This window comes from Mesorhizobium sp. M2A.F.Ca.ET.046.03.2.1 (assembly GCF_003952425.1).
In the GTDB taxonomy this organism is placed as follows: Bacteria; Pseudomonadota; Alphaproteobacteria; order Rhizobiales; family Rhizobiaceae; genus Mesorhizobium.
This window is the reverse complement of the sequence record NZ_CP034449.1, coordinates 2496110-2519493: the sequence shown is the minus strand read 5'-3', so window position 1 is coordinate 2519493 and position 23384 is coordinate 2496110. Positions and strand designations below refer to the sequence as shown.

The window sequence follows — 23384 nt, the reverse complement described above, 5'->3', positions numbered from 1 at the left end:
CTCGCCTCAGTTGAATTTGGGTGGCTGCGAGAGGTCGGGTGCCGGCGCCGCCGGTTTGGCCGGCGCTTCGCCGAAGCTCGGTGGCTGCGACAGGTCGGGCGTGCCTGGCGCCGCCGGCGCGCCGCCATTGGCGGGCGCCGCGCCGTTATTGGTGGGTGGCGTGCCGAGCGGCGACAGCGAGGGCATGTCGGGCAGCTTCAGGTCTATCGTGCTGGGCTCCACCGCCGCTCCCTTGTAGCGCATGACCATCTGCGGGAAGGCGATGGTGAGCCCGATCATGATCACCTGGATGCAGACGAACGGCACGGCGCCCCAATAGATCTGCCCGGTAGAGACTGGCGCGATCTGCTTTCCGGTGATCCTGTCCAGGTAAGGCACGCGGGCCGCGACCGAGCGCAGGTAGAACAGCGCGAAGCCGAATGGCGGATGCATGAAGCTGGTCTGCATGTTGACGCCGAGCAGCACGCCGAACCAGATCAGGTCGATGCCGAGCTTGTCGGCGGCGGGCGCCAGCAGCGGCACGATGATGAAGGCGAGCTCGAAAAAATCGAGGAAGAAGGCAAGCACGAAGACCAGGATGTTGACGCCGATCAGGAAGCCCGTCTCGCCGCCGGGCAGCGAGATCAACAGATGCTCGACCCAGATGTGGCCGTTGACGCCGTAGAAGGTCAGCGAGAAGACGCGCGCGCCGATCAGGATGAACAGCACGAAGGAGGAAAGCCTGGTCGTCGAGGCGAGCGCCTGTTTGACGACGTCGAGCGACAGCCGCCCCTTGGCCGCCGCCATGATCAATGCTCCGACCGAACCCATGGCGCCGCCCTCGGTCGGCGTGGCGATGCCGAGGAAGATCGTGCCCAGCACCAGGAAGATCAGCGCCAGCGGCGGGATCAGCACGATTACCACCTGCTGCGCCAGCTTGGACATCATGTTGATGCGCAGCCGCTGGTCGACGATGGCGGCGACATAGATGACGATGACCCCGACGGCGAAGCCGAGGATGTCGGCATTGTCGCCCTGTGTCGGTGCAAGATAGCGATAGGCGCCATAGGAGATCGCACCGGTAACCAGAAGCGCCACGATCAGCGACAGCACGCCGCGGCCGAGCGTTCGGGCTTCGAGCGGCAGCGCCGGCATCGAGTTCGGCCGGACGATCGAAATGATCAGGATGTAGAGCATGTAGATACCGGTCAGCACGATGCCCGGGATCAACGCGCCGGCATACATGTCGCCGACCGAGCGGCCGAGCTGGTCGGCGAGCACGATCAGCACCAGCGAGGGCGGGATGATCTGCGCGAGCGTGCCGGAAGCCGCGATGACGCCGGAGGCGACCCTGCGGTCATAGCCGTAGCGCAACATGATCGGCAGGGAGATCAGCCCCATGGCGATGACCGAGGCCGCCACCACGCCGGTGGTTGCGGCCAACAGCGCGCCGACGAAGATGACCGCATAGGCAAGGCCGCCGCGGATCGGCCCGAACAGCTGGCCGATCGTGTCGAGAAGGTCCTCGGCCATGCCGGATCGTTCGAGCACGATGCCCATGAAGGTGAAGAACGGTATCGCCAGCAGCGTGTCGTTGGACATCACCCTGGTGCCGTAGAAATTGTCCGGCAGCGCATGCAGCAGCGGCCAGGCGAGGTTGATCGACCCGCCGGAATAGGGCGAGACCAGCACGCCGATGAAGAAGAACAGCAGGCCGTTGGCGGCGAGCGAGAAGGCGACGGGGTAGCCGATCAAAAGGAAGATGATCAGCGAGGCGAACATGATCGGCGCCATGTTCTGCGCGATGAACTCGATCATGGGCGGACCTCGCCGGCGATGGCTTTGGCTTCCTCGGCCAGCGCCTCCGCCTCGAGCCTGGCCTGCTCATGCGCCGATATGAAGGGATTGGGATCGTCCATGTCGCCGCGCATGATGGCGATCTTCTTGATGATCTCGGAAACGCCTTGCAGGGCCAGCAGGAAGAAGCCGACGAGCAGGATGGCCTTGGCCGGCCAGACGATCAGGCCGCCGGCATTGGTCGACATCTCGCCGCTGTGGAAGGACAGCGACACATAAGGCACGAAATAGACCACCATCAGCACGACGAAAGGCATCAGGAAGAACAGGTGGCCGAGCAGGTCGATCCAGTGCTGCACGCGCCGCGAGAACATGCCGTAGACGATGTCGATGCGGATATGGTCGTTCTGCTTCAGCGTGTAGGCCGCGGCCAGCATGAAGGCGGCGCCGAACAGATACCACTGCAGTTCCAGCCAGGCATTGGACGAGGTGTCGAACACCTTGCGGATGACGGCATTGCCGGCGCTCACGAGGATCGCAAGCAGGATCAGCCAAGAAACCCAGCGGCCGATGAACTCGTTGATGCGGTCGATCGTCCTGGATAGAGCGAGAAGCCCTGCCATGCATATCCTCCCTCACAATGCGGCGCGCCCGATTCCCCCTCCGGTGTCGCGTCGCCTGGCCCAACGGTATGCAGTGCGTGGTCCGGCAGGTCAACATGGCAAAGCCGCGCCGAGCAGATCGATAAGCCGCGCAGAGGCGGAATGCCGCCGCCTGACGATGCGTCATGCAACCAAAGTCTGGGATGCTTGAAGCATGTCTCCCGAAAGTGGGAACCGGTTTCGGGATAAGGACATGCTAAATCCAAAACGTAAAGCGGATGAAGCGAATCTGAAAGATCGCGACGCGCTTTAGGCGATCTTGGCCTGGTCGCGCCCGGCGCCGATCAGCACCAGCATGGCGACGAGGAAGAGATAGATCCAGGCGTCGCGCCATTCGAGCGGGAAGTAGCCGGCCCAGAGCGATTCAGCCATGCCGAAGGCCGCGGCGCCAAGGGCCGCCCGAAGCGGCGACAGGTAGCCGCCGACCGCTGTCACGAACAGGATCTTCAGGCCGTAGACCAGCCCGGTGCCGAAGGAGATATTGCCGTAGTAGAGGCCGGCAAGCACCCCGGCCAGGGCCGCGCAGAAACCGCCGAACAGCACGGCGCGGCGGAACACCGCGCGCACATCGATCCCGCACATCGCCGCTGCTTTCGGATCGTCGGAGACGGCACGCCAGGCGCGGCCGAAGCGCGAATGCGAGAACAGCCAGGCCGCCAGCGCCACCAGCGCGACGACCCCCGCGCAGTCGAGCAGCTGGATGACGGTAAGCGTGACCTTGAACCCTTCACCTTCGGCGAAGACGACGGGATCGGCGAGCATCGGCGGCAGCCAGAGATCATGCGTGTCGGCGGCGATGCGGCTCGCCTCCGACAGGAAAATCAAGATGCCGAGCGTCGTCACCACGATGGCGTTGGGCGAGCGGTCGGCGAGCCTCTCGAACACGCTGCGCGACAGGACGTGGCTGATCAGCGCGGCGTAGAGCAGGGCCGCGGCGACGCCGAGCGCCACCGCGGCGGCGAGCGTCAGCCACAGCGCCTGATAGCCGAAGGCGGCGGTCAGGATCATCGTCTGGCCGCAAAAGGCGAACAGCGCGCCGTAGGCCAGGTTGGTGCGGTGCAGGATGCCGTTGGTCAGCACATAGCCGAAGGCGAGCAGCGCGTAGAGCGCGCCTGAATGCAGCCCGTTCAGCACCTGCTGGAAGAAATAGAGCATGCGGCATCCCCTACAGCGCCGCGCGCCCATCCGGCGCGCAAAGGACGCTGTAGCACTTTGATATTGCGCATGACCCTTTCCAAAAATCGTTCCGATTTTGGTATCATGCGCGGGCCGGATAATCCGGCCCACTCGGAAACTTGCACTCGGAATCTAACTTGTCAAACACGTTTTATAGGTTAGATTTTGATCATGACGGTATCCTGGACCCCGCACCGCTTCACCGGCGGCATCCTTGCGCTCGATACGGCGAACACCGTGGTGCTGCGCAACGATCCGCAAAAGTCCTTCGACCGTTTCGACGACCCGGCCGAGATCGCCCGCTTTGCCGAGGCGGCCAGCGGCTTCCGCGCGGCCGAGCTCGGCGGCCGGCGGCTGCGGGCGCCGGAGCCGGGTGAGATCAAACCGACCGTCATCTCGATCCGCGAAGCGACCGATCGCCTATTTCGCCATGCCGTATCGAATGGCGCGGTGGCGACCAGCCACCTGCCGGATTTGCTCATGGCCTGCGCCAGCGGGCTGTCCGGCAGCGCGACCGAGATCGGAACGCCTGGCCAGCCTTTCGGCGACCCGCGAACGCCGATCGCCTTCGAGGCGGCTTTGGCCGTCTCGGCGCTGTCGCTGCTGCGCGACGAAACGGTGGCAAGGCTGAGGATCTGCCCCAATTGCAGCTGGCTGTTCGTCGACCGCAGCCGCAACGCCAGCCGGTTGTGGTGCGATATGGCTGTCTGCGGCAATCGCCAGAAGGCAAACCGCTATTACCGCCGCCGCTCGGCGGCGAGGGAGGTTCCCAATGCTTAGCAAACTGTCGCGTTCAGCTTTGATCGGCGCCGCCCTGGTCGCCGCAGTCGCGCTCGGCGCCTGCCGCGACACCGGCAAGGACCAGCTTTTCGCCATCTCGGGAAAACTGTTCGAGTTCAACTACCGGCTGGCCATCGCCACCTATGTCATCACGCTGAAGCCGCTGCGGCCGATGGTCGACGGTCAGGTCGCGGTGGTGAGCTTCCAGAATCCGGCCGGCGGCGACCCGCTCATCGTCAACCAGAAGATCTGGCCGAAGCTGCCGCACATCACGCTCACCAGCCCGCCGCTCACCTGCGTGGTCAAAGATAAACCCTATTCCGTCTCGATCCGCATCGAGGATGCGAGCGGCACGCTGCTGCAGAGCATCGATACCACGATGACCTCGTCCGAGGACCAGACGATGCTGCCGGACCGGCCACTGGTGATCGGGCCGAAATACGAGCTCAACCCGGACCTTGCCGGCCATCCTGACGGCAAGCTGCCCGATGCCCAGAAGCCGGATTGCTCCAAAGCGACTTGAGCCACGAAATTTTTGTTCCTCACAAAGCGGTTAGCATGATCTTGCATGCGCCACCGGCCACTCGCCAGACCGCTTGTTGCGTGTTATCTGGCCTCTGTGATTTTGTTTGACCTCACCGCCTAGGGACGAAAGACTGCGACGTCCCACTCCGACGTTGGCTGCCTGATTTGAGGCGCCTCCGCAGAGGAAATACCTGATGACGCTGCACGACGTCGCGCTCGACGACAAGTTCGACCTTGGCAAGGAGCGCGTCTTCCTATCGGGTGCGCAAGCCGTCGTGCGCATGCTTCTGATGCAGCGCGAGCGCGACCGCCGCGCGGGCCTCAACACGGCGGGCTTCGTTTCCGGCTATCGCGGCTCGCCCCTGGGCGGCCTCGACATGCAGCTGTGGCGGGCGAAGAAGCAGCTTGCGCAAGCCGACATCGTCTTTCAGCCGGGCCTCAACGAGGAACTCGCCGCCACCGCCTGCTGGGGCTCGCAGCAGACCGAATTGCTGGGCGAGGGCACGCATGATGGCGTTTTTTCGGTCTGGTACGGCAAGGGCCCGGGGGTCGACCGGTCCGGCGACGTCTTCCGCCACGCCAATCTTGCCGGCTCCTCCAAGCATGGCGGCGTGCTTGCCCTGATGGGCGACGACCACATGGCCGAATCCTCGACCAACGCGCATGCCACCGAATTCCTCTTCGTCGACACCATGGTGCCGATCCTCAATCCGGCCGGCGTGCAGGAGATCATCGACTACGGCCTTTACGGCTTTGCCATGTCGCGCTTCGCCGGCACCTGGGCGGCGATCAAATGCGTCAAGGACAATATCGAATCGACGGCCTCGGTCGACGCCTCGATCGAGCGTCTGGGCATCGTCATTCCCGAATTCGACATGCCGCCGGGCGGCTTGAACATCCGCCACGAGATCGACATGCTCGGCCAGGAAGAGCGGCTGCACGAGTACAAGCGCGCCGCCGCCTCGGCCTTCATCCAGGCCAATGGGCTGAACCGCATCGTCTATTCCGGCGGCCGCAATCCCAAGCTCGGCGTCATCACCATCGGCAAGAGCTATCTCGACGTCCGCCAAGCGCTGGAGGATATCGGCATCGACGAAGCGGCCGCCAACCGCATCGGCATCCGCCTGTTCAAGGTCGGCTGTCCGTGGCCGTTGGATTTCCAGCACATCGCCGACTTCGCCCGCGGCCTCGACACCATCGTCGTCGTCGAGGAGAAGCGCTCGCTGATCGAGGTGCAGCTGCGCGAGAACCTCTACGGCACCGCCACCCAGCCGGTGATCGTCGGCAAGAAGGACGAGCGCGGTGACTGGCTGTTTCCGGCCAAGGGTGCGCTCGATCCGAACGAGATCGCGATTGCGCTCGGCGAACGGATCCTGCGCACCATCGGCTCCTCGGAAGAGATCGCAGCGCGGGTGGCGAAGCTGCGCCAGTTCCAGGCGATGCTCGCCGACACGCTCGATATCGGCTCGCGCACGCCTTTCTTCTGCTCGGGCTGCCCGCATAATTCCTCGACCAAGGTGCCGGACGGCTCGCTGGCCGCCGCCGGCATCGGCTGCCACTTCATGGCGCTGTGGATGGACAGGAACACCGTCGGCTTCACCGCCATGGGAGGCGAGGGCGCGCAATGGGTCGGACAGGCGCCGTTCTCCAAGCGCGACCACATCTTCCAGAATCTCGGCGACGGCACCTACAACCACTCCGGCGTGCTGGCGATCCGCTTCGCGCTGTCCTCCGACGCCAACATCACCTACAAGATCCTCTACAACGATGCCGTCGCCATGACCGGCGGCCAGCCGCATGAGGGCGGCCTGACCGTCGACATGATCGCCAGGCAAGTGCGCGCCGAGGGCGTCGAGCGCATCGCCGTTGTCACGGACGAGCCTGGCAAATATGCCGGCAAGGCCGATTTCCCGGCCGGCATAACCATCCACCATCGCGACGATCTCGATCTCGTCCAGCGCGAATTGCGCGAGGTGAAAGGCGTTTCGGTGCTGCTCTACGATCAGACCTGCGCCGCCGAAAAGCGCCGCCGACGCAAGCGCGGCACCTTCCCCGATCCGGACAAACGCGTCTTCATCAACGAGCTGGTCTGCGAAGGCTGCGGCGATTGCGGCGTACAGTCCAACTGCGTCTCGATCCAGCCGGTCGAGACCGAATTCGGCCGCAAGCGCCGCATCGACCAGTCGAGCTGCAACAAGGATTTTTCCTGCCTCAACGGTTTCTGCCCGTCTTTCGTCACCGTGCATGGCGGCAAGATCAGGAAGGCCGAAGGCACTGCCGGCAGGGCCGATCCGCTGGACGGCGTGCCGGCGCCGGCCGAATTCCGCATGGGCAACCAGGGCTGGGCGGCGATCATCGACGGCGTCGGCGGCACCGGCGTCGTCACCGTCGGCGCGGTGCTCGGCATGGCCGCGCATCTGGAAGGCAAGGGTTGCGGCATGATCGATATGGCGGGCCTCGCCCAGAAGGGCGGCTCGGTCTTCACTCATGTCCGCATCGCCCCGACACCCGAGGACATCCACGCCATTCGCGTCTCGGCCGGCAAGGCCGACCTTGTGCTCGGCTGCGACCTCGTCGTCTCCGGCGCCAAGAAGGTGCTGGGCGCGGTGCGCGAGGGCCACACGATCTTCCTCGCCAACACCGCCGAGATCATGCCCGGCGAATTCACCCGTTCGGCGGACTTCTCGCTGCCGGTCGAGCGGCTGAAGAAGGCGATCCGGGCCGCTGCCGGCGACGACAAGGCGCATTTCTTCGACGCCACCCGCACGGCGACCGCTCTGTTCGGCAATTCGCTCGGCGCCAACATGTTCATGCTTGGCTTCGCCTTCCAGCATGGCGGCCTGCCGCTTTCGGCTGAAGCCGTTGAAAAGGCGATAGAATTGAACGGCGAAGCGGTGGCGATGAATATCGCCGCTTTCCGCTGGGGCCGCCGCGCCGCGCATCAGCCCGACTTCGTACGTGGCCTGGTCGCTCAGACCGGCAGGCCTGCGCCCAAACTGGCCGAGACGCTGGACGATGTCATCGCCCGCCGGGTCGCCTTCCTCACCGCCTACCAGAACGCCGCCTACGCCAGGCGCTACGCCGACCGCGTGGCGACGTTGCGCGCCGCCGAGGCGAAGGCGATTCCAGGCTCGACGGTGGTGACTGAAGCGGCGGCGAAAAACCTCTTCAAGCTGATGGCGATCAAGGACGAGTATGAGGTGGCGCGGCTCTACACCGACGGCACTTTCGCCGCCGACCTCGCCAAGCAGTTCCAGAGCTACGAGAGGCTTGAATTCCATCTCGCGCCGCCGATCCTCGGCCGCCGCGGCAATGACGGCAAGCCCAGGAAATCGAGCTTCGGCCAGTGGATGATGAAGGGCTTTCGACTGCTGGCGGCGATGAAGGGCCTGCGCGGCACCGCCTTCGACCTCTTCGGCTACACGGCCGAGCGGCGCATGGAGCGGCAAGCGTTGAGGGAATACGAAGCCGATCTCGACCTCATCGCCGGCGCGCTGGCGCCGGGCAGGGTGGAGGCCGCGACCGCCCTGGCCTCCGTGCCGGCATTGATCCGCGGCTACGGCCATGTCCGGCAGGCCAGCGCCGCGAAGGCGGCGGGCGAGCGCTCGCGCTTGATCGAGCGTCTGGCCCAGGCTCCGGCGGAGCCGACGCTTCGCGCCGCCGAGTGACCGCGCCGGCGCATTGACGGCGCGCCAGAACCCCCGGATTCCCTGGACTGTCCCGCCTGCTGCAACCCTCCGCAACCGGGGTTGAACGCCGTTCTAAGCCTTTCTTAAGGCGGGTGTGGCATGACAAGGCGTAGCGTTGGGCCACGGCATGGGTAGAACAAAGACCGAGAACATCCCGGCGGATGTCTATATCCAATTCGTGCGGGCATTGTTCGACAACGCCGGCATGGTTGCGATCGGCGGCGTCTGCTACTGGATTCTCGGGTTCATGGTCTACCTGCGTACGCAGGATCTGCTTTATCTGACGTTGGCTTTCGTTCTGCTATCGGCCAGCCTCTGGCGGTACTTCAGCATCCGAGGCTTCCATAGAGCGGGCGGCACCATAGCAAGTGTCGCAGAGGCAGAAGCGATAGAGCGCAATTACATTCTCAAAGGCAGCGCGCAGGGCCTCGCATTGGGGTCATTCTGCTTCGTGTCGATCTACCTGCGTCCTGACCAATTTGCTGAACTGGCGTCGGTATCGTTGTCGTTGACGACCCTGGTAACGGTTGTCGGACGAAGCTACGGGTCCATGCGCATGGTCCAGATTTTTTCCTTGACCCTCGTCGGGCCCGCGGCTCTTGCGCTCATCCTGCGCATGGATATGGCTTCTGTCGTCCTCGGCTTGATGATCTTCCCGTTGACGTTCGTCACCATCAACAGCGCCGACCATGTCCGCAACGTGCTCTTCTCCGCGGTCATCGGCCACAAGCAGGCCGGGAACCTGACGCGCCGGTTCGATCGCGCGCTCAACACCATGTCGCATGGCCTGGTCATGCTGGGGCCCGACGGGCGCGTTGCGGTGGCCAATGCCGAAGCCGCCCGCCTGATGTCGCTGAGATCGGGCGATGCCTTGCTCGGACGCTCGATCCACGGCCTTTTGATGCGGGGCGTCGCCGGCGGCATGCTGGCGCCGAAAGACTGCCGCTACATCGAGGCGCAGCTGACGCGCGCCCTGCGCGAAGGCCGCGACCGCAAGGTGCTCGTTTCGCTGGCTAATGGTCAGCATTACGAATTCTCCGCCCGCGAAGGCAGCCAGGAACTGGGCGTCATCACCTTCGAAGACGTGACGGTGCGCGTCGAGGCGGAAGAAAAGATACGCTTCATGGCGCGCTACGACAATCTGACGGGCCTGCCGAACCGCGCCTATTTCCACGAGCTGGTCCGTGAGGCCATGGCCTCCGGCGAGCAGGATCGGCTCTGCGGCCTCGCGGTGCTCGATCTCGACGACTTCAAGAGCGTCAACGACACACTCGGCCATCCGGTCGGCGACGGGCTGATCTACGCCGTGGCCGAGCGTCTCGCGGCGATTGCCGGACCAGGCATCACGGTCAGCCGCTTCGGCGGCGACGAGTTCATGATCTTCTTCGACCGCGTCGAGGACGAGAGCCATCTCGGCACCCTGCTCGACCGGATCTTCGCGGACCTGCAGGGCGAAGTGGACGTCGCCGGCCATGGCTTGCGCATCCAGGCCAGCGGCGGCGCGGTGCTGTCCAAGGTCAAGGACACCGAGGTTGATGCAATGATCGTCAAGGCCGACCTTGCCCTCTACAAGGCCAAGGAACTCGGCAAGAACAGCTGGCGGCTGTTCGAGGCGGCCATGGACGCCGCGTTCCGCAATCGCCAGCTGATGAAGGCCGATCTGCGCAATGCCGTGCAGGCCAAGGATCTGCGCGTGGTTTATCAGCCAATCGTCTCCATCAGCACCATGCGCATCGCCAGTTGCGAGGCGCTCTGCCGCTGGGACCATCCCGACCTCGGCCCAATCTCGCCCGGCGTCTTCATCCCCTTGGCGGAAGAGATGGGCATCGTTTCCGACATCAGCACCTTCGTGCTGGAGGCCGCCTGCGCCGAATGCGCCAAATGGCCGGCGCAGACCAGTGTGTCGGTGAACCTGTCGGCCAAGGATTTCCGCAGCCGCGACATCGTCCAAAAGGTCAGGGACGCCTTGGCCAAGTCGGGCCTTGCGGCGCACCGGCTCGAAATCGAGGTCACCGAGACCGCCTTGCTCGATGACAAATCGCTGACGCGCGAATCGATCGAGGACTTGAAGGCGCTTGGCGTGCGCATCGCGCTTGACGATTTCGGCACCGGCTACTCCAGTCTGAGCTATCTCCACAAGCTGCCGCTCGATAAGATCAAGATCGACCGCTCTTTCCTGGTCGATATGAACCAGAACCGGCAGTCGCTCGATCTGCTGAAGGGCATCGTCAGCCTGTCGCGGACATTGGGCCTTTCGGTCACCATCGAAGGGGTCGAGACCTTCGAGCAGCTGAAGACGCTGGTTCATCTGGTCAAGCCGGACTTCGTGCAAGGCTTTCTCTTCGGCGCCGCGCTCAGCGCGTCGGGCATCGAGACGATGTCGAGCGTCACCTGGCCATTTGCCGCGGACCTGCATATCGCCGGCAAACGAACGGCCAGCTGACCGGATTTCCGGGCAAAGCGCAAAACGGCTTCCACTTCGCAGAATTACGACCCGTATTGAGGACCCGCCAAATATATTGGCCGCTCAGGACAAGTGTAGGCTGGGCGTGCCTCGGCGCTTTCGAAGCTCTGAATTCGAAATGACTTCGTCGATTATAACCGGTTGGCATTAGAGGGTCGCTCGCGTCGGGATTTGCTTTTCTCGCGCATGATCAGCGAAATTGGGCGACCGGCATTAAGGTTAACAAGAGGTAAATCAGCAATATCGAATTTTCAGCTTGTGTCTCATTTCAACTCGAATAGCCTTGGTCGCAGGCGGAATTCGAGGACTGACAATGGATGCTGCGAGGAAGAGTGCGTCGGCCGACGCCAGCGCGAGGATGGACTCCGCGCTCAACCGGTCGATGATGGAACTGCTGGATCATGTCGAATATCGCCTCATCACGGGGGGTGAAGATCAGGAGGCAATCTATCGGCTCCGCTACAATTCCTATCGGCGCTCAGGTATGTGTGGTCCGATCGCGAGCGGGATGTTCGAGGATCGCTGGGATAATCTACCCAACGCCTATCGGTTCGGTGTCTATTGCTATGACCAATTGGTCAGCACACTGCGTTTCCATTATATTACCAGCGCGCAGCCATACTCGCCTTCGGTCGATGCCTATCCCGAAGTTTTGCTTCCACGGCTCGCCCGCGGCGAAACCTTCATTGACGGAACCCGCTTCGCGGCCGACCCCGACAGCGCGCCGGCGCCGGGGGTGCTGCCTTTTCTGACGCTCAGGATCGCCATGGTCGCCTCCTGCTACTTCGGTCAGGACTCGGTGCTGACGCCGGTCAAGATGGAGCATTCCTCTTTTTACGTTCGTTACTTTCAGGCCGTGCAGAGGACAGAGGCTAAAGCATTTCCGGGCGTTCTTCCCCCGCTCGCACTGTTCGAAATACCGGCCGGCGAAAACATGCGCCTGACGCTCAAACGATTGCCGTTCTTCAGATCGACGCCGATGGAGCAGCGGCTGATGTTCGGCAACCCGGCCATCAATCGGCTGACGCCCCTCTCGATCGTGCCGACGGCGAAATACTATCGCGCCGCTGCCTGAACGCGGGCCATGAACCTTCTGCCGGCTGCGGCGTTAGCAAGCAACTCCAGGAAAGTGTGAGCGGTTTTCCGGCCGGAATTGCATCAGGACAAGCTCCGCAGCCGTCTGACGGGCGATCGCCTGTCGAATGAAAGGATTGCGACATGACCATTCATTCAATCGCGCTGACGCCGCTGATCTCGCTGATCGCCGGTGTGCTGATCCTGGTGATGCCGCGGCTCCTCAACTACATCGTCGCGCTTTACCTGATCGTCGTCGGCCTGCTCGGCCTTTTTCCCCAACTCGCCGGCTGAAGTCCCCCTTGCCGCGCGGGCGAGGGCGCCGTTCAATTTCAACTTTCATTTGAGGCTGTTGTCGCAGGCTGTGCGGCAATAGCGCCATTGCTCTTGGTTCGGCTTTTCGCTATGTGCCTCAAAGGCTTTTTCGAAGGGGTACTTCCATGGCTGATCACACGCCCGCCGGTCCGGTCGAGCTTGGCGCGCAGATGGACTATGCCGAGCACGACCGCACCTACAAGGCCTTCCTCGGCCTTGCCAAATACGGCTCGCTGGTCTGCGCCGCCATCCTCATCGCCATGGCCTTCGGCTTCTTCGTCGGCGGCTTCTTCTCGGGCCTCATCGTGTTCATCCTGATCACGGCCATCGGCACTCTCATTCTGCGGTAGACTTCCCAAGCCCATCGCCCTCGACGTCGCCGGACGTCCGGCCGACGCCTTGCGTAATCAAGGTTCCAGCCGAAAGGATCGTCCGGTGGGACAAATAGTGTTCATCCCTCGTGAGCTTGACCCGAACGAGCCGCGCGTCGCGGCCTCGCCGGAGACGGTCAAACGTCTGGTGGGTCTCGGCTTCGACGTGATCGTCGAGAAGGGCGCCGGTCTCGGCTCCCGCATCCCCGACCAGGATTTTGCCGCGGTGGGTGCCGTGATCGGCAAGGCGTCGGACGCTGGCCGCGCCGACGTGGTGCTGAAAGTGCGCCGTCCGACGGATGCCGAGCTGAAGGGCTACAAATCCGGCGCCGCCGTCATCGCCATCATGGACCCCTACGGCAACGATGCCGCGGTCGCGGCGCTTGCCAAGGCCGGAGTGACTGCCTTCTCCATGGAATTCATGCCGCGCATCACCCGCGCGCAGGTGATGGACGTGCTGTCCTCGCAGGCCAACCTTGCCGGCTACCAGGCGGTGATCGACGCGGCCGCCGAATACGATCGCGCATTGCCGATGATGATGACGGCGGCTGGCACCGTGCCGGCGGCCAAGGCCTTCATCATGGGCGTCGGCGTTGCCGGCCTGCAGGCGATTGCCACCGCGCGCCGCCTCGGCGCCGTCGTCACCGCCACCGATGTGCGCCCGGCTGTGAAGGAGCAGGTGCAGTCGCTTGGCGCGAAGTTCCTGGCGGTCGAGGACGAGGAGTTCAAGGCTGCCGAGACCGCCGGCGGCTACGCCAAGGAAATGTCGAAGGAATATCAGGCCAAGCAGGCCGCGCTGACGGCCGAGCATATCGCCAAGCAGGATATCGTCATCACCACGGCGCTGATCCCTGGACGGCCGGCGCCGAAGCTGGTCTCGGCTGCCATGGTCGCCTCGATGAAGCCGGGTTCGGTGATCGTCGATCTCGCGGTCGAGCGCGGCGGCAATGTCGAGGGCGCGGTTCCAGGCAAGGTCGTGACGACCGAGAACGGCGTCAAGATCGTCGGCCATCTCAACGTGCCTGGCCGTGTCGCGGCCTCCGCCTCGCTGCTCTACGCCAAGAACCTTTACGCCTTCCTCGAGACGATGGTCGACAAGACTGCCAAGACGCTCGCCATCAAACGCGACGACGAACTGGTCAAGGCGACGATGCTGACCGACGGCGGTCGGGTCGTGCATCCTGCCTTCGCCAAGGCGGCGGAGGAGCCGCGCACCGAGCCGGCGGCCATTCCGGCGACCACCATGGTTGCCGAAGCCGCCGACGCGAAGCCGGCGGCAAGGAAGAAGGCCGCAGCCAAGCCTAAGGGGACCGCGTGATGGACGCCTTGCAGAAAGCCCTCGACCAACTCGACCAGGCGACCGCCGCCGTGCGGCTGGCGGTGCAGGATCTTGCCAACGCGCCTGCCGGCGCCGAGGCTGCGGGCAACGCCGCGCATGCGCTCTCGGGCGGCGCCATCGATCCCTTCGTCTTCCGCTTCGCCATCTTCGTGCTGGCGATCTTCGTCGGCTATTATGTCGTCTGGTCGGTGACGCCGGCGCTGCACACGCCGCTGATGGCCGTCACCAATGCAATCTCCTCGGTCATCGTCGTCGGCGCGCTGCTTGCCGTCGGCATTGCCGCTTCCGGCCTCGCCGCAGGCTTCGGCTTCGTCGCCCTGGTGCTGGTCTCGGTCAACATCTTCGGCGGCTTCCTGGTCACCCAGCGCATGCTCGCCATGTACAAGAAGAAGGAAAAGTGACGTGACCGTCAATCTCGCTTCCTTCCTCTATCTCGTCTCCGGCATCCTGTTCATTCTAGCGCTGCGCGGGCTCTCGCATCCGACCACCAGCCGCCAGGGCAATCTCTACGGCATGATCGGCATGGGCATTGCCATCGCCACCACGCTGGCGCTGGCGACCCCCTCTGCCGGCCGCTTCGGCCTGATCGTGCTCGGCCTCGCCATCGGCGGCGGCATCGGCGCCGTTACCGCGCGCCGCATCGCCATGACCTCGATGCCGCAACTGGTCGCCGCCTTCCATTCGCTCGTCGGCTTCGCCGCCGTCATGGTGGCCGCGGCCGCCATCTATGCGCCCGAAAGCTTCGGCATCGGCACGGCGGGCGACATCCACGCCCAGGCGCTGGTCGAGATGAGTCTCGGTGTGGCCATCGGCGCCATCACCTTCACCGGTTCGGTCATCGCCTTCCTCAAGCTCGACGGCCGCATGTCCGGCAAGCCAATCATGATCGGCGGTCGCCACCTGATCAACATCGTCCTCGGCGTCGCGCTGGTGGTGCTGATCGTGCTTCTGGTCACCACCGAGTCCAAGCTCGTCTTCTGGCTGATCGTCGCCGCCTCGCTGGTGCTCGGCGTGCTGTTGATCATCCCGATCGGCGGCGCCGACATGCCGGTCGTGGTGTCGATGCTGAATTCCTATTCGGGCTGGGCGGCGGCGGCGCTTGGCTTCACCCTCGGCAACCTGGCGCTGATCATCACCGGCGCGCTGGTCGGCTCGTCCGGCGCGATCCTGTCCTACATCATGTGCAAGGGCATGAACCGCTCTTTCATCTCGGTCATCCTCGGCGGCTTCGGCGGCGAGACGGCGGCCGTTGCCGACGACGGCATCGAGCGCACCGTCAAGCAAGGCTCGGCCGACGACGCCGCCTATCTGATGATGAACGCGCAGAAGGTCATCATCGTGCCGGGTTACGGCATGGCGGTCGCCCAGGCGCAGCATGCGCTGCGTGAGATGGCCGACAAGCTCAAGGCTGCCGGAGTCGAGGTGAAGTACGCCATCCATCCGGTCGCCGGCCGCATGCCCGGCCACATGAACGTCCTTTTGGCGGAGGCGAACGTCCCTTACGACGAGGTGTTCGAGCTGGAGGACATCAACTCCGAGTTCGCGCAGGCCGATGTCGCCTATGTCATCGGCGCCAACGACGTCACCAACCCGTCCGCGCGCGACGACAAGGCCTCGCCCATCTACGGCATGCCGATCCTCGACGTCGACAAGGCCCGCACCTGCCTGTTCGTCAAGCGCTCGCTCGGCTCCGGCTATGCCGGCATCGACAACACGCTGTTCTACAAGGACGGCACTATGATGCTGCTCGGCGACGCCAAGAAGATGACCGAGGAAATCGTCAAGGCCATGGATCACTGAGCTTGATTGCAGGCTTCAAAAAGAGAGGCCCGGCAAACGCCGGGCCTCTCTTTTTGAGTGTGCAGGTGCGCTCAGATATCCAGATTGGCCACCGACAGCGCGTTGTCCTGGATGAACTCGCGGCGCGGCTCCACCTCGTCGCCCATCAGCCGCGAGAACAGCGAGTCGGCGTCGGTAGCGTCGTTGACCTTGACCTGCAGCAGCGAGCGCACATTCGGGTCCAGCGTGGTTTCCCAGAGCTGCTCGGCATTCATCTCGCCAAGGCCCTTGTAGCGTTGCATGGTGAGGCCCTTGCGGCCGGAAGCGAACACCGCGTTGAGCAGCGCCAGCGGTCCCGAAACAAGCTCCGAGGTCTCCTTGCGGCGCAGCGTCGGCTGCTCGCCATAGACTTCCGAAAGCCGCGGCGCGTAGCGGTCGAGCTGGCGCGCGTCGGCCGAAGCGATCAGCCCGGCATCGAGCTGCACCACATCCTTCACGCCGCGCACCGTGCGTTCGAAGACATAGCCGCCCGAGCCGTCATTGGAGGTCGACAGCCGGCCGGTCCAGCCGCGCTCGGTCTCCTCGGCGATCATGTCCAGCCGCTGCGCGACGCGCTCGGCCATCGCGTTGGCGCGGCCGAGATCGGCAAGCACGTCGGCATTGAGCGCGCCGGCGATCGCCGCCTGCTCGACGACGCTGCGGTTGTAGCGCGTATGCAGCCCGTTGATCAGCTGCCGCACCGCCAGCGCGTCGTCGACGGAGCTGCGCAGATCCTGCCCGGTCCGGACCTCGCCGGAGGCGAGCACCAGCGAGGCCTCATCCAGCCCGGAGCCGATCAGATATTCCTCATAGGCGCTCTCGTCCTTGAGATATTGCGAGCTCTTGCCCCGCGTCACTTTGTAAAGCGGCGGCTGGGCGATGTAGAGATGGCCGCGCTCGATCAGCTCCGGCATCTGCCGGAAGAAGAAGGTGAGCAGCAGCGTGCGGATGTGGGCGCCGTCGACGTCGGCGTCCGTCATCAGGATGATCTTGTGATAGCGCAGCTTGTCGGCGTTGAACTCGTCCTTGCCGATCGAGGTGCCGAGCGCGGTGATCAGCGTGCCGATCATGTCGGAGGAGAGCATGCGGTCGAAGCGGGCGCGCTCGACATTGAGGATCTTGCCGCGCAGCGGCAGGATCGCCTGGTTCTGCCGCGAGCGCCCGCCCTTGGCCGAGCCGCCGGCGGAGTCACCCTCGACGATGAAGATTTCCGACTTGGCCGGGTCGCGCTCCTGGCAGTCGGCGAGCTTGCCGGGCAGCGAGGTGACGCCAAGCGTGCTCTTGCGCGTGATGTCGCGCGCCTTGCGCGCGGCTTCGCGCGCCGCGGCCGCCTGGATCACCTTCTCGACCACCACCCTGCCTTCGCTCGGATGCTCTTCCAGCCAGGTGCCCAGGGCCTCGTTGACCAGGCTCTCCACCACCGGGCGAACCTCTGACGAGACCAGCTTGTCCTTAGTCTGCGAGGAGAATTTCGGGTCCGGCACCTTGACCGAGAGAACAGCGGTCAAGCCTTCGCGGCAGTCGTCGCCGGTCAGCGAGACCTTTTCCTTCTTGGTCTGGCCGGAAGACTCGCCATAGCCGGTGATCTGCCTGGTCAGCGCCGCGCGGAAGCCGGCCAGATGCGTGCCGCCGTCGCGCTGCGGGATGTTGTTGGTGAAGGCCAGCACATTCTCGTGGTAGCTGTCGTTCCACCACATCGCGACTTCGACGGTGATGCCGTCGCGCTCGGCGCGGATGGCGATCGGCGCCTCGATCAGCGGCTTTTTCACCCGGTCGAGATATTTGACGAACTCTTCCAGCCCGCCGTCATAATGCAGCTCATGGCGCACGAGGTCGGCATGGCGCGCGTCGGTCAGTACGATGCGCACGCCGGAATTGAGGAAGGCGAGCTCGCGCAGCCGGTGCTCCAGCGTGTTGTAGTCGAACTCGACCATGGTGAAGGTCTCGGCCGACGGGAAGAACGTGATCTCGCTGCCGCTGCGGCCTTCATAGGTGCCGGGCTGCTTGTCCTGCACGTAGCTGCCGGTCACCTTCAGTGGCGCGTCGGCATTGCCATGCGTGAAGCTCATCTCGAAGATCTCCCCGTTGCGGCGGATCTTGAGCTTGAGCCAGGCGGAAAGCGCGTTGACCACCGAGACGCCGACCCCATGCAGGCCGCCGGACACCTTGTAGGAGTTCTGGTCGAATTTGCCGCCGGCATGCAGCTGCGTCATGATCACTTCGGCCGCCGAAACACCCTCCGAGGGGTGGATATCGGTCGGAATCCCGCGGCCATTGTCGATGACGGTGACGGAACCGTCGGGGTTGAGCGTCACCGAGACGAGGTCGGCGTGGCCGGCCAGCGCCTCGTCGATGGCGTTGTCCACCACCTCATAGACCATGTGATGTAGGCCCGAGCCGTCGTCGGTGTCGCCGATATACATGCCCGGACGCTTGCGCACCGCATCCAACCCCTTCAAAACCTTGATGGAATCGGCGCCGTATTCGGCTTGCGCGCCAATGGCGCTTTCGGTCTGATCGCTCATGAAAACCTGTCTGATTGATGTCGCTGGTCCGGCGCGGAAAAATGGCCGCGAATCGCGCCGTTTTGATGTCCTAGATATAGGCGCAAATGGCGGATTTTCCAAGGTTTGCGGGCATTTTGCCGGCTTGGCGACAAGGCATTTCCACGCCCCGCGCTGATACGGTCCCGGCGTTCGGCTGGAGAGGGTCGCTGAGACGCAAAAGGCCGCTTAGCGCAGCCTGATAATTGCCTTCCTGGGGGCCTTTCGTGCCTATTCGGCCGCGCGCAGCGTCTTCAGTGCCCCGCTCCAGCGGAACAACTCGTCCAGCATCGTCTTCGCGCCGCCCTGCACCTGCTCGCTCGGATGGTAGGCGCGCTTCTCATCGAGCAGGCTCGCATAGGCCGGCAGCGCCACCCCCTCCGGGATCGGCATGACGCCGACCGAGGTGAGCAGCGGCTTCAGCGATTGCGCGGCGCGCAATCCGCCGGATACGCCGCCATAGCTGAAGATCGCCGCCGGCTTGTAGCACCATTCATGCAGCAGATAGTCGATGGCGTTCACGATCGCGGGCGCCACGAAGTAGTTATACTCCGGCGCCACGAACACGAAGGCGTCGGCGGCGTCGATCGCCTTCGACCACGCCTTGGTGTGGTCGTTCTCATATTTGCGCAGGCGCGGATGGTGCGGCTCGTCGAGCATCGGCAGGTGGAACGCGGCGATGTCGGTCAGTGCCGGCTCGAACTTGCCGTGCTCGCGCGCGAATCCTTCCAGCCATTCGCCGAAGATCGGGCCGGCGCGTCCCGGCCGCGTGCTGCCGATGATGATGTTCAGACGATGCTTCACGGGAGGGCTCCTTGCTTGTCGGTATCCATTGGTGACTAACGCAGGCTGCCGCCGGCAACAAGCGGCTATTGGCTGATGCCGGTCACATTCCGGCGAGATGGCTCGACAGTGCGCTGCCGTCCGGTCACATGGACGCCGGCCTTGTCGGGCACTACATTCACCGTTGTCAGCGGAGCATCTTTATGGACACCAAGCCCGCCCCCTTCGTGCCGCCGGCGCCCAAGCCGCGCACTGAGCCGCCTTCGACGCTGGAGATGATGCGCATCGTCTACCGCAACCCGCTCGAATTGTGGGGCGAGCACACCTACAACGAGCCGTGGGTTTCGGCCAATGGCGTCGGCGGACACCTGATCGTCGCCAACGATCCCGGCCTCATCCGCCATGTGCTGATCGACAACGCCAAAAACTACAAGATGGCGACGGTGCGCCAGCTGATCCTGCGGCCGATCTTGCGCGACGGGCTGCTGACCGCCGAGGGCGAGGTCTGGAAGCGTTCGCGCAAGGCGATGGCGCCGGTGTTCACGCCGCGCCATATCTTCGGTTTCGCCGACCCGATGCTGAAGCGCACGCTGGAATTCGTCACCCGCTATGAAGCGGGCGGCATGACCGATGTCGCGCATGACATGACCCTGCTCACCTATGACATCCTGGCCGAGACGCTGTTTTCCGGCGAGATCGCCGGCGAGCCGGGCAGCTTCGCCAAGGAGATCGACCGCCTGTTCGAGACCATGGGCCGCGTAGACCCGCTCGACCTGTTACGTGCTCCGGAATGGCTGCCGCGCCTCACCCGCATCCGCGGCCGCAAGACCATGGCCTATTTCCGCAACATCGTCGCCGGCACGGTGAAGATGCGCGAAGAACGGATGAAGCGCGATCCGGGTGGCGTGGCGCAGGATTTCCTCACGCTGCTGCTTCGGGCCGAGGGACCGGACGGGCTGACCCGCGCCGAAGTCGAGGACAACATCATCACCTTCATCGGCGCCGGCCACGAGACGACGGCGCGGGCGCTGGGCTGGACGATCTATTGCCTGGCTGAGGCGCCCTGGGAACGCGACAGGGTCGAGCAGGAGATCGACGCCGTGCTGGCGCGCGAGCCCGATCCGACCAAGTGGCTGGACGCCATGCCGCTCACCCGCGCGGCCTTCGAGGAGGCACTTAGGCTCTATCCGCCGGCGCCTTCGATCAACCGCGAGCCGATCGAGCCGGAGACCTGGAACGGCCTCTACATTCCGAAATACGCCGCCGTGCTGGTGATGCCCTGGGTCGTGCACCGCCACAGAAAACTCTGGGACAGGCCGAACGCCTTCATGCCGGAGCGTTTCCACCCGGAAAACCGCGACAAGATTGACCGCTTTCAGTACCTGCCCTTCGGCGCCGGCCCGCGCGTGTGCATAGGCGCCAGCTTCGCCATGCAGGAGGCGATCATCGCTTTAGCGATCCTGTTGTCGCGCTTCCGCTTCGACGTCACCTCCGACACCAAGCCATGGCCGGTGCAGAAGCTCACCACGCAGCCGCAGGGCGGCCTGCCGATGCAGGTCTCGCGCCGGGGCTGAGCAATGCATGCCGCCCAGAAGTGTGCAGCGGTTCTGGGTTAACGACATGCATCAAACTTAGATCCTCTACCGGTCGGCGATCGGCCGGCGCTGCTGGAACTGGCCGGCGGCGCGGAAGCGCCAGAGATAGCTGGGCAGGATGGTGGCGATCGCTTGCGGCTGGATGCCCAGCCCGGCAAGCGTCCTGGCGGCCTTGACGGCGTCATCCGAGACGACATTGTGCTCACGCAACTGCAGCACCTGGTCCTTGGTCAGGAGCGGATTGGGCAGCAGCTGGAGGATCGATGCCTGGATGTTCGCCACCCAGAACGGCACCGGCACCAGGAAACGGCGGCGTTCGATGACCGTCAGCAACTCCTCCATGCATTCCTTGAAGGTCAGCACCTGCGGGCCGCCAAGCTCATAGACCTGGCCGCCCCTGACATTGCCGTCGACGGAGCGCGCCACCGCTTCGGCGACATCGCCGACATAGACCGGCTGGAACTTGTTCTGTCCGCCGCCGATCAGCGGCAGCACCGGAGAGTAGCGCGCCATGTTGGCGAAGCGGTTGAAGAAGGAGTCCTCCGGCCCGAAATTGATCGACGGGCGGAAGATGACGGCGTCCGCGATCGTATCGAACACTGCCTTTTCGCCGAGCGCCTTGGTGCGGGCATAGCTGGACGGGGAATTCGGGTCGGCTCCGAGAGCGGAGATGTGGGTGAGGCCGGCGCCGACCGAGCGTGCGGCCTCGGCGACGGCGCGCGCGCCGAAATCGTGCACCGCGCCGAATTTCTGGCGGCCGGTCTCATGCAGGATGGCGACGAGGTTGACGACATGGTCGGCGCCCTGCACGGCGCGGTCGACTGACCAGCGCACGCGCACATTGGCCTGCACCGGCTGGATCTGGCCGACATTGCCGAGCGGCTGCACGTGGCCGGCAAGGTCGGGCCGCCGGCAGGCGACACGGATGCGGTAGCCGCGCTTGGCCAGGGCGCGAACGACATGGCGACCGACGAAGCCCGAGCCGCCGAAGACGACGACGAGCTTGGGGGTCTGCAGGATTTCGGTCATGACTGGCTCCGCGCGAATGCTTGGCTGAAGCCGTTTCTTAATCCGTTTCTCGCCAAAGGCAAAGAGCGACCGGAGGTCGCCATTGCGTTGTTTTTGGACTTGCCCGGAACGCCCCTCCTGCAGGGTTTGAAGAAGACAGAAAACCCCGCCGAAGCGGGGTTTTCCGGGCAGTTCCGCGCCAAAACAGGGTCCAACGAGGCTGCCTGACCTGAGACGGTATCAAGGTGGCGTGAAGCAAGCACGCCCGCCTCGCCCTGAACGCCCGGCGCGGCGCCGCCAGCCACGAGCCGGACGAAGTCAACCAGGCGGCTCGCGGCATCGGGTGCCGCGAATGTGTCGCGTCAGTTCGGGAAAAGGTTCAACAGCCGGGAATCAGGCCGAGTAACGCTCGGCGAATTCCGAAATGCGCTGCACGACCGACCTGAACGTGGTGATGCCACGCGCCTTTGCCTTCTCCGCGGCTTCGGCGCGCGAGCGTCCAGGAATATGCACGCCATAGCGCCGCCGCAGCCGGTCGAGCTGGTCCTTCATGCGCTGCTCGAAGTCCGGATCGAGCAGCTTGGGCTCGATGGCGAGAACGAAAAGGCCGGTGCCGGGGCTGTCCGGCCCGCCGGTGAACCAGGGCGCGTCGAGGGACCAGTTGGCGCCGGAAATGCCGGCGGCCAGCACCTCGACCATCAGCGCGATGTTGGCGCCGCGCTGACCGCCGAAGGCAAGCATCGCGCCCTTCATCGCCGCCGCCGGATCGGTGGTCGGGTTGCCGCTGGCATCCAGAGCCCAGCCTTCGGGGATCTTCTTGCCATCCTCGGCCGCCTTGCGGATGTTGACGAAGGCGGTGGCGCTCGACGACTGGTCGATGACCAGCGGCGGCCCGTCGGCGGCGGGCGAGGCGAAGGACATCGGGTTGGTGCAATAGACCGGCTTGACCGATCCGGAGCCGGCCAGCACCGCCGGCCCATTGGTGGCGGCGAAGGACACCAGCCCCTGTTCCGCCAGCCGCCCGGTGAAATAGCCGAGCGCGCCGCATGTGTAGGCGTTCTTCTGCGAGAAGATCGACACGCCGAACAGTTTCGCCGCCTTGACCAGGTCATCGATCGTGCGGTCGAAGCCGGTATGGGCAAGCCCGCCGCGCGCGTCGGAGAGGTAGACCGCAAGCGCCGGCCGCGTGATCACCGGATCGGCATTGCCGTCGATGCGACCGGCTTCGAGCGCCTCCAGATAGTCGATGAAATGCGACAGCCCGACCGTCGACAGGCCTTCGGCCTCCGCGGCGATGATCGAGGCGGTCAGCGACTGCGCCGCCTCCTCATTGGCGCCGGCGCCGAGCGCCGCCATCCGGCATAGGCCTGTTGCCTGGTCGAGGGTGAGTTGCATCAGAGTTGCCCTGCAGCGAGTAGCGAATAGGGAATAGCGAGTAGGGGAGATAAAGGAACTACTCGCTATTC

The 23384-nt window shown here is 64.5% G+C and carries 17 protein-coding genes and 1 pseudogene; 11 read left to right on the top strand and 7 right to left on the bottom strand.

Features of this window, described 5'->3' with window-relative positions; all coding sequences use genetic code 11:
- Positions 1–6 precede the first annotated feature (6 nt).
- The 3 genes from EJ072_RS11940 to EJ072_RS11930 all read right to left on the bottom strand — a co-directional run bounded on the left by EJ072_RS11940 (position 7) and on the right by EJ072_RS11930 (position 3593).
- Complete coding sequence (locus EJ072_RS11940) at positions 7–1797, bottom strand: TRAP transporter large permease subunit (RefSeq protein WP_189343296.1); 1791 nt, start codon at positions 1795–1797, stop codon at positions 7–9.
- On the bottom strand, positions 1794–2399 hold the full coding sequence (locus EJ072_RS11935; RefSeq protein WP_126079873.1) for a TRAP transporter small permease subunit: 606 nt from the start codon (positions 2397–2399) through the stop codon (positions 1794–1796). Before EJ072_RS11935 ends, EJ072_RS11940 begins: the two co-directional genes overlap by 4 nt.
- 288 nt (positions 2400–2687) lie before the next feature.
- Positions 2688–3593, bottom strand: coding sequence for a branched-chain amino acid ABC transporter permease (locus tag EJ072_RS11930; RefSeq protein ID WP_126079872.1), 906 nt, complete (start codon positions 3591–3593; stop codon positions 2688–2690).
- A gap of 192 nt (positions 3594–3785) precedes the next feature.
- Here EJ072_RS11930 and EJ072_RS11925 point away from each other — a divergent pair, with 192 nt between their 5' ends.
- From EJ072_RS11925 to EJ072_RS11880, 10 genes and pseudogenes are all read left to right on the top strand, one after another.
- Entirely contained in the window at positions 3786–4394 is a 609-nt protein-coding gene (locus EJ072_RS11925; protein WP_126079871.1) for a CGNR zinc finger domain-containing protein, read from the top strand.
- Positions 4387–4917 (top strand): hypothetical protein, encoded by a 531-nt coding sequence (locus tag EJ072_RS11920; RefSeq protein WP_126079870.1) that lies wholly within the window; start codon positions 4387–4389, stop codon positions 4915–4917. Before EJ072_RS11925 ends, EJ072_RS11920 begins: the two co-directional genes overlap by 8 nt.
- 184 nt (positions 4918–5101) lie before the next feature.
- Positions 5102–8587 (top strand): annotated as a pseudogene (locus tag EJ072_RS11915) (indolepyruvate ferredoxin oxidoreductase family protein); the annotation flags it as partial.
- Positions 8588–8735: 148 nt separating this feature from the next.
- Complete coding sequence (locus EJ072_RS11910; RefSeq protein ID WP_126079868.1) at positions 8736–11051, top strand: EAL domain-containing protein; 2316 nt, start codon at positions 8736–8738, stop codon at positions 11049–11051.
- A gap of 334 nt (positions 11052–11385) precedes the next feature.
- Positions 11386–12147, top strand: coding sequence for a hypothetical protein (locus EJ072_RS11905; protein ID WP_042645176.1), 762 nt, complete (start codon positions 11386–11388; stop codon positions 12145–12147).
- Between the two features lie 143 nt (positions 12148–12290).
- Positions 12291–12440, top strand: a complete 150-nt coding sequence (locus tag EJ072_RS11900) for a DUF3096 domain-containing protein (protein ID WP_082056395.1) — start codon at positions 12291–12293, stop codon at positions 12438–12440.
- Between the two features lie 146 nt (positions 12441–12586).
- The gene (locus EJ072_RS11895) at positions 12587–12811 is read left to right on the top strand and encodes an aa3-type cytochrome c oxidase subunit IV (RefSeq protein ID WP_042645175.1); all 225 of its coding nucleotides are present in this window, start codon (positions 12587–12589) and stop codon (positions 12809–12811) included.
- Between the two features lie 85 nt (positions 12812–12896).
- Complete coding sequence (locus tag EJ072_RS11890) at positions 12897–14150, top strand: Re/Si-specific NAD(P)(+) transhydrogenase subunit alpha (protein ID WP_126079867.1); 1254 nt, start codon at positions 12897–12899, stop codon at positions 14148–14150.
- On the top strand, positions 14150–14572 hold the full coding sequence (locus EJ072_RS11885; protein ID WP_112128301.1) for a proton-translocating transhydrogenase family protein: 423 nt from the start codon (positions 14150–14152) through the stop codon (positions 14570–14572). Before EJ072_RS11890 ends, EJ072_RS11885 begins: the two co-directional genes overlap by 1 nt.
- Before the next feature lies 1 nt (position 14573).
- On the top strand, positions 14574–15971 hold the full coding sequence (locus EJ072_RS11880) for an NAD(P)(+) transhydrogenase (Re/Si-specific) subunit beta (protein WP_126079866.1): 1398 nt from the start codon (positions 14574–14576) through the stop codon (positions 15969–15971).
- A gap of 71 nt (positions 15972–16042) precedes the next feature.
- Here EJ072_RS11880 and gyrB read toward each other — a convergent pair whose 3' ends face one another.
- The gene (gene gyrB, locus EJ072_RS11875; RefSeq protein ID WP_042645171.1) at positions 16043–18514 is read right to left on the bottom strand and encodes a DNA topoisomerase (ATP-hydrolyzing) subunit B; all 2472 of its coding nucleotides are present in this window, start codon (positions 18512–18514) and stop codon (positions 16043–16045) included.
- 249 nt (positions 18515–18763) lie between these two features.
- Positions 18764–19336, bottom strand: coding sequence for an NADPH-dependent FMN reductase (locus EJ072_RS11870; RefSeq protein ID WP_126079865.1), 573 nt, complete (start codon positions 19334–19336; stop codon positions 18764–18766).
- 182 nt (positions 19337–19518) lie between these two features.
- Here EJ072_RS11870 and EJ072_RS11865 point away from each other — a divergent pair, with 182 nt between their 5' ends.
- A complete protein-coding gene (locus tag EJ072_RS11865; RefSeq protein ID WP_126079864.1) occupies positions 19519–20889 on the top strand; it encodes a cytochrome P450 in 1371 nt (456 codons plus the stop codon).
- Between the two features lie 66 nt (positions 20890–20955).
- On the opposite strand, the gene EJ072_RS11860 is transcribed toward EJ072_RS11865, so the two are convergent.
- Positions 20956–21939, bottom strand: a complete 984-nt coding sequence (locus EJ072_RS11860) for a complex I NDUFA9 subunit family protein (RefSeq protein WP_126079863.1) — start codon at positions 21937–21939, stop codon at positions 20956–20958.
- A gap of 372 nt (positions 21940–22311) precedes the next feature.
- The gene (locus EJ072_RS11855) at positions 22312–23313 is read right to left on the bottom strand and encodes an Ldh family oxidoreductase (protein WP_189343295.1); all 1002 of its coding nucleotides are present in this window, start codon (positions 23311–23313) and stop codon (positions 22312–22314) included.
- Between the last annotated feature and the right edge of the window lie 71 nt (positions 23314–23384).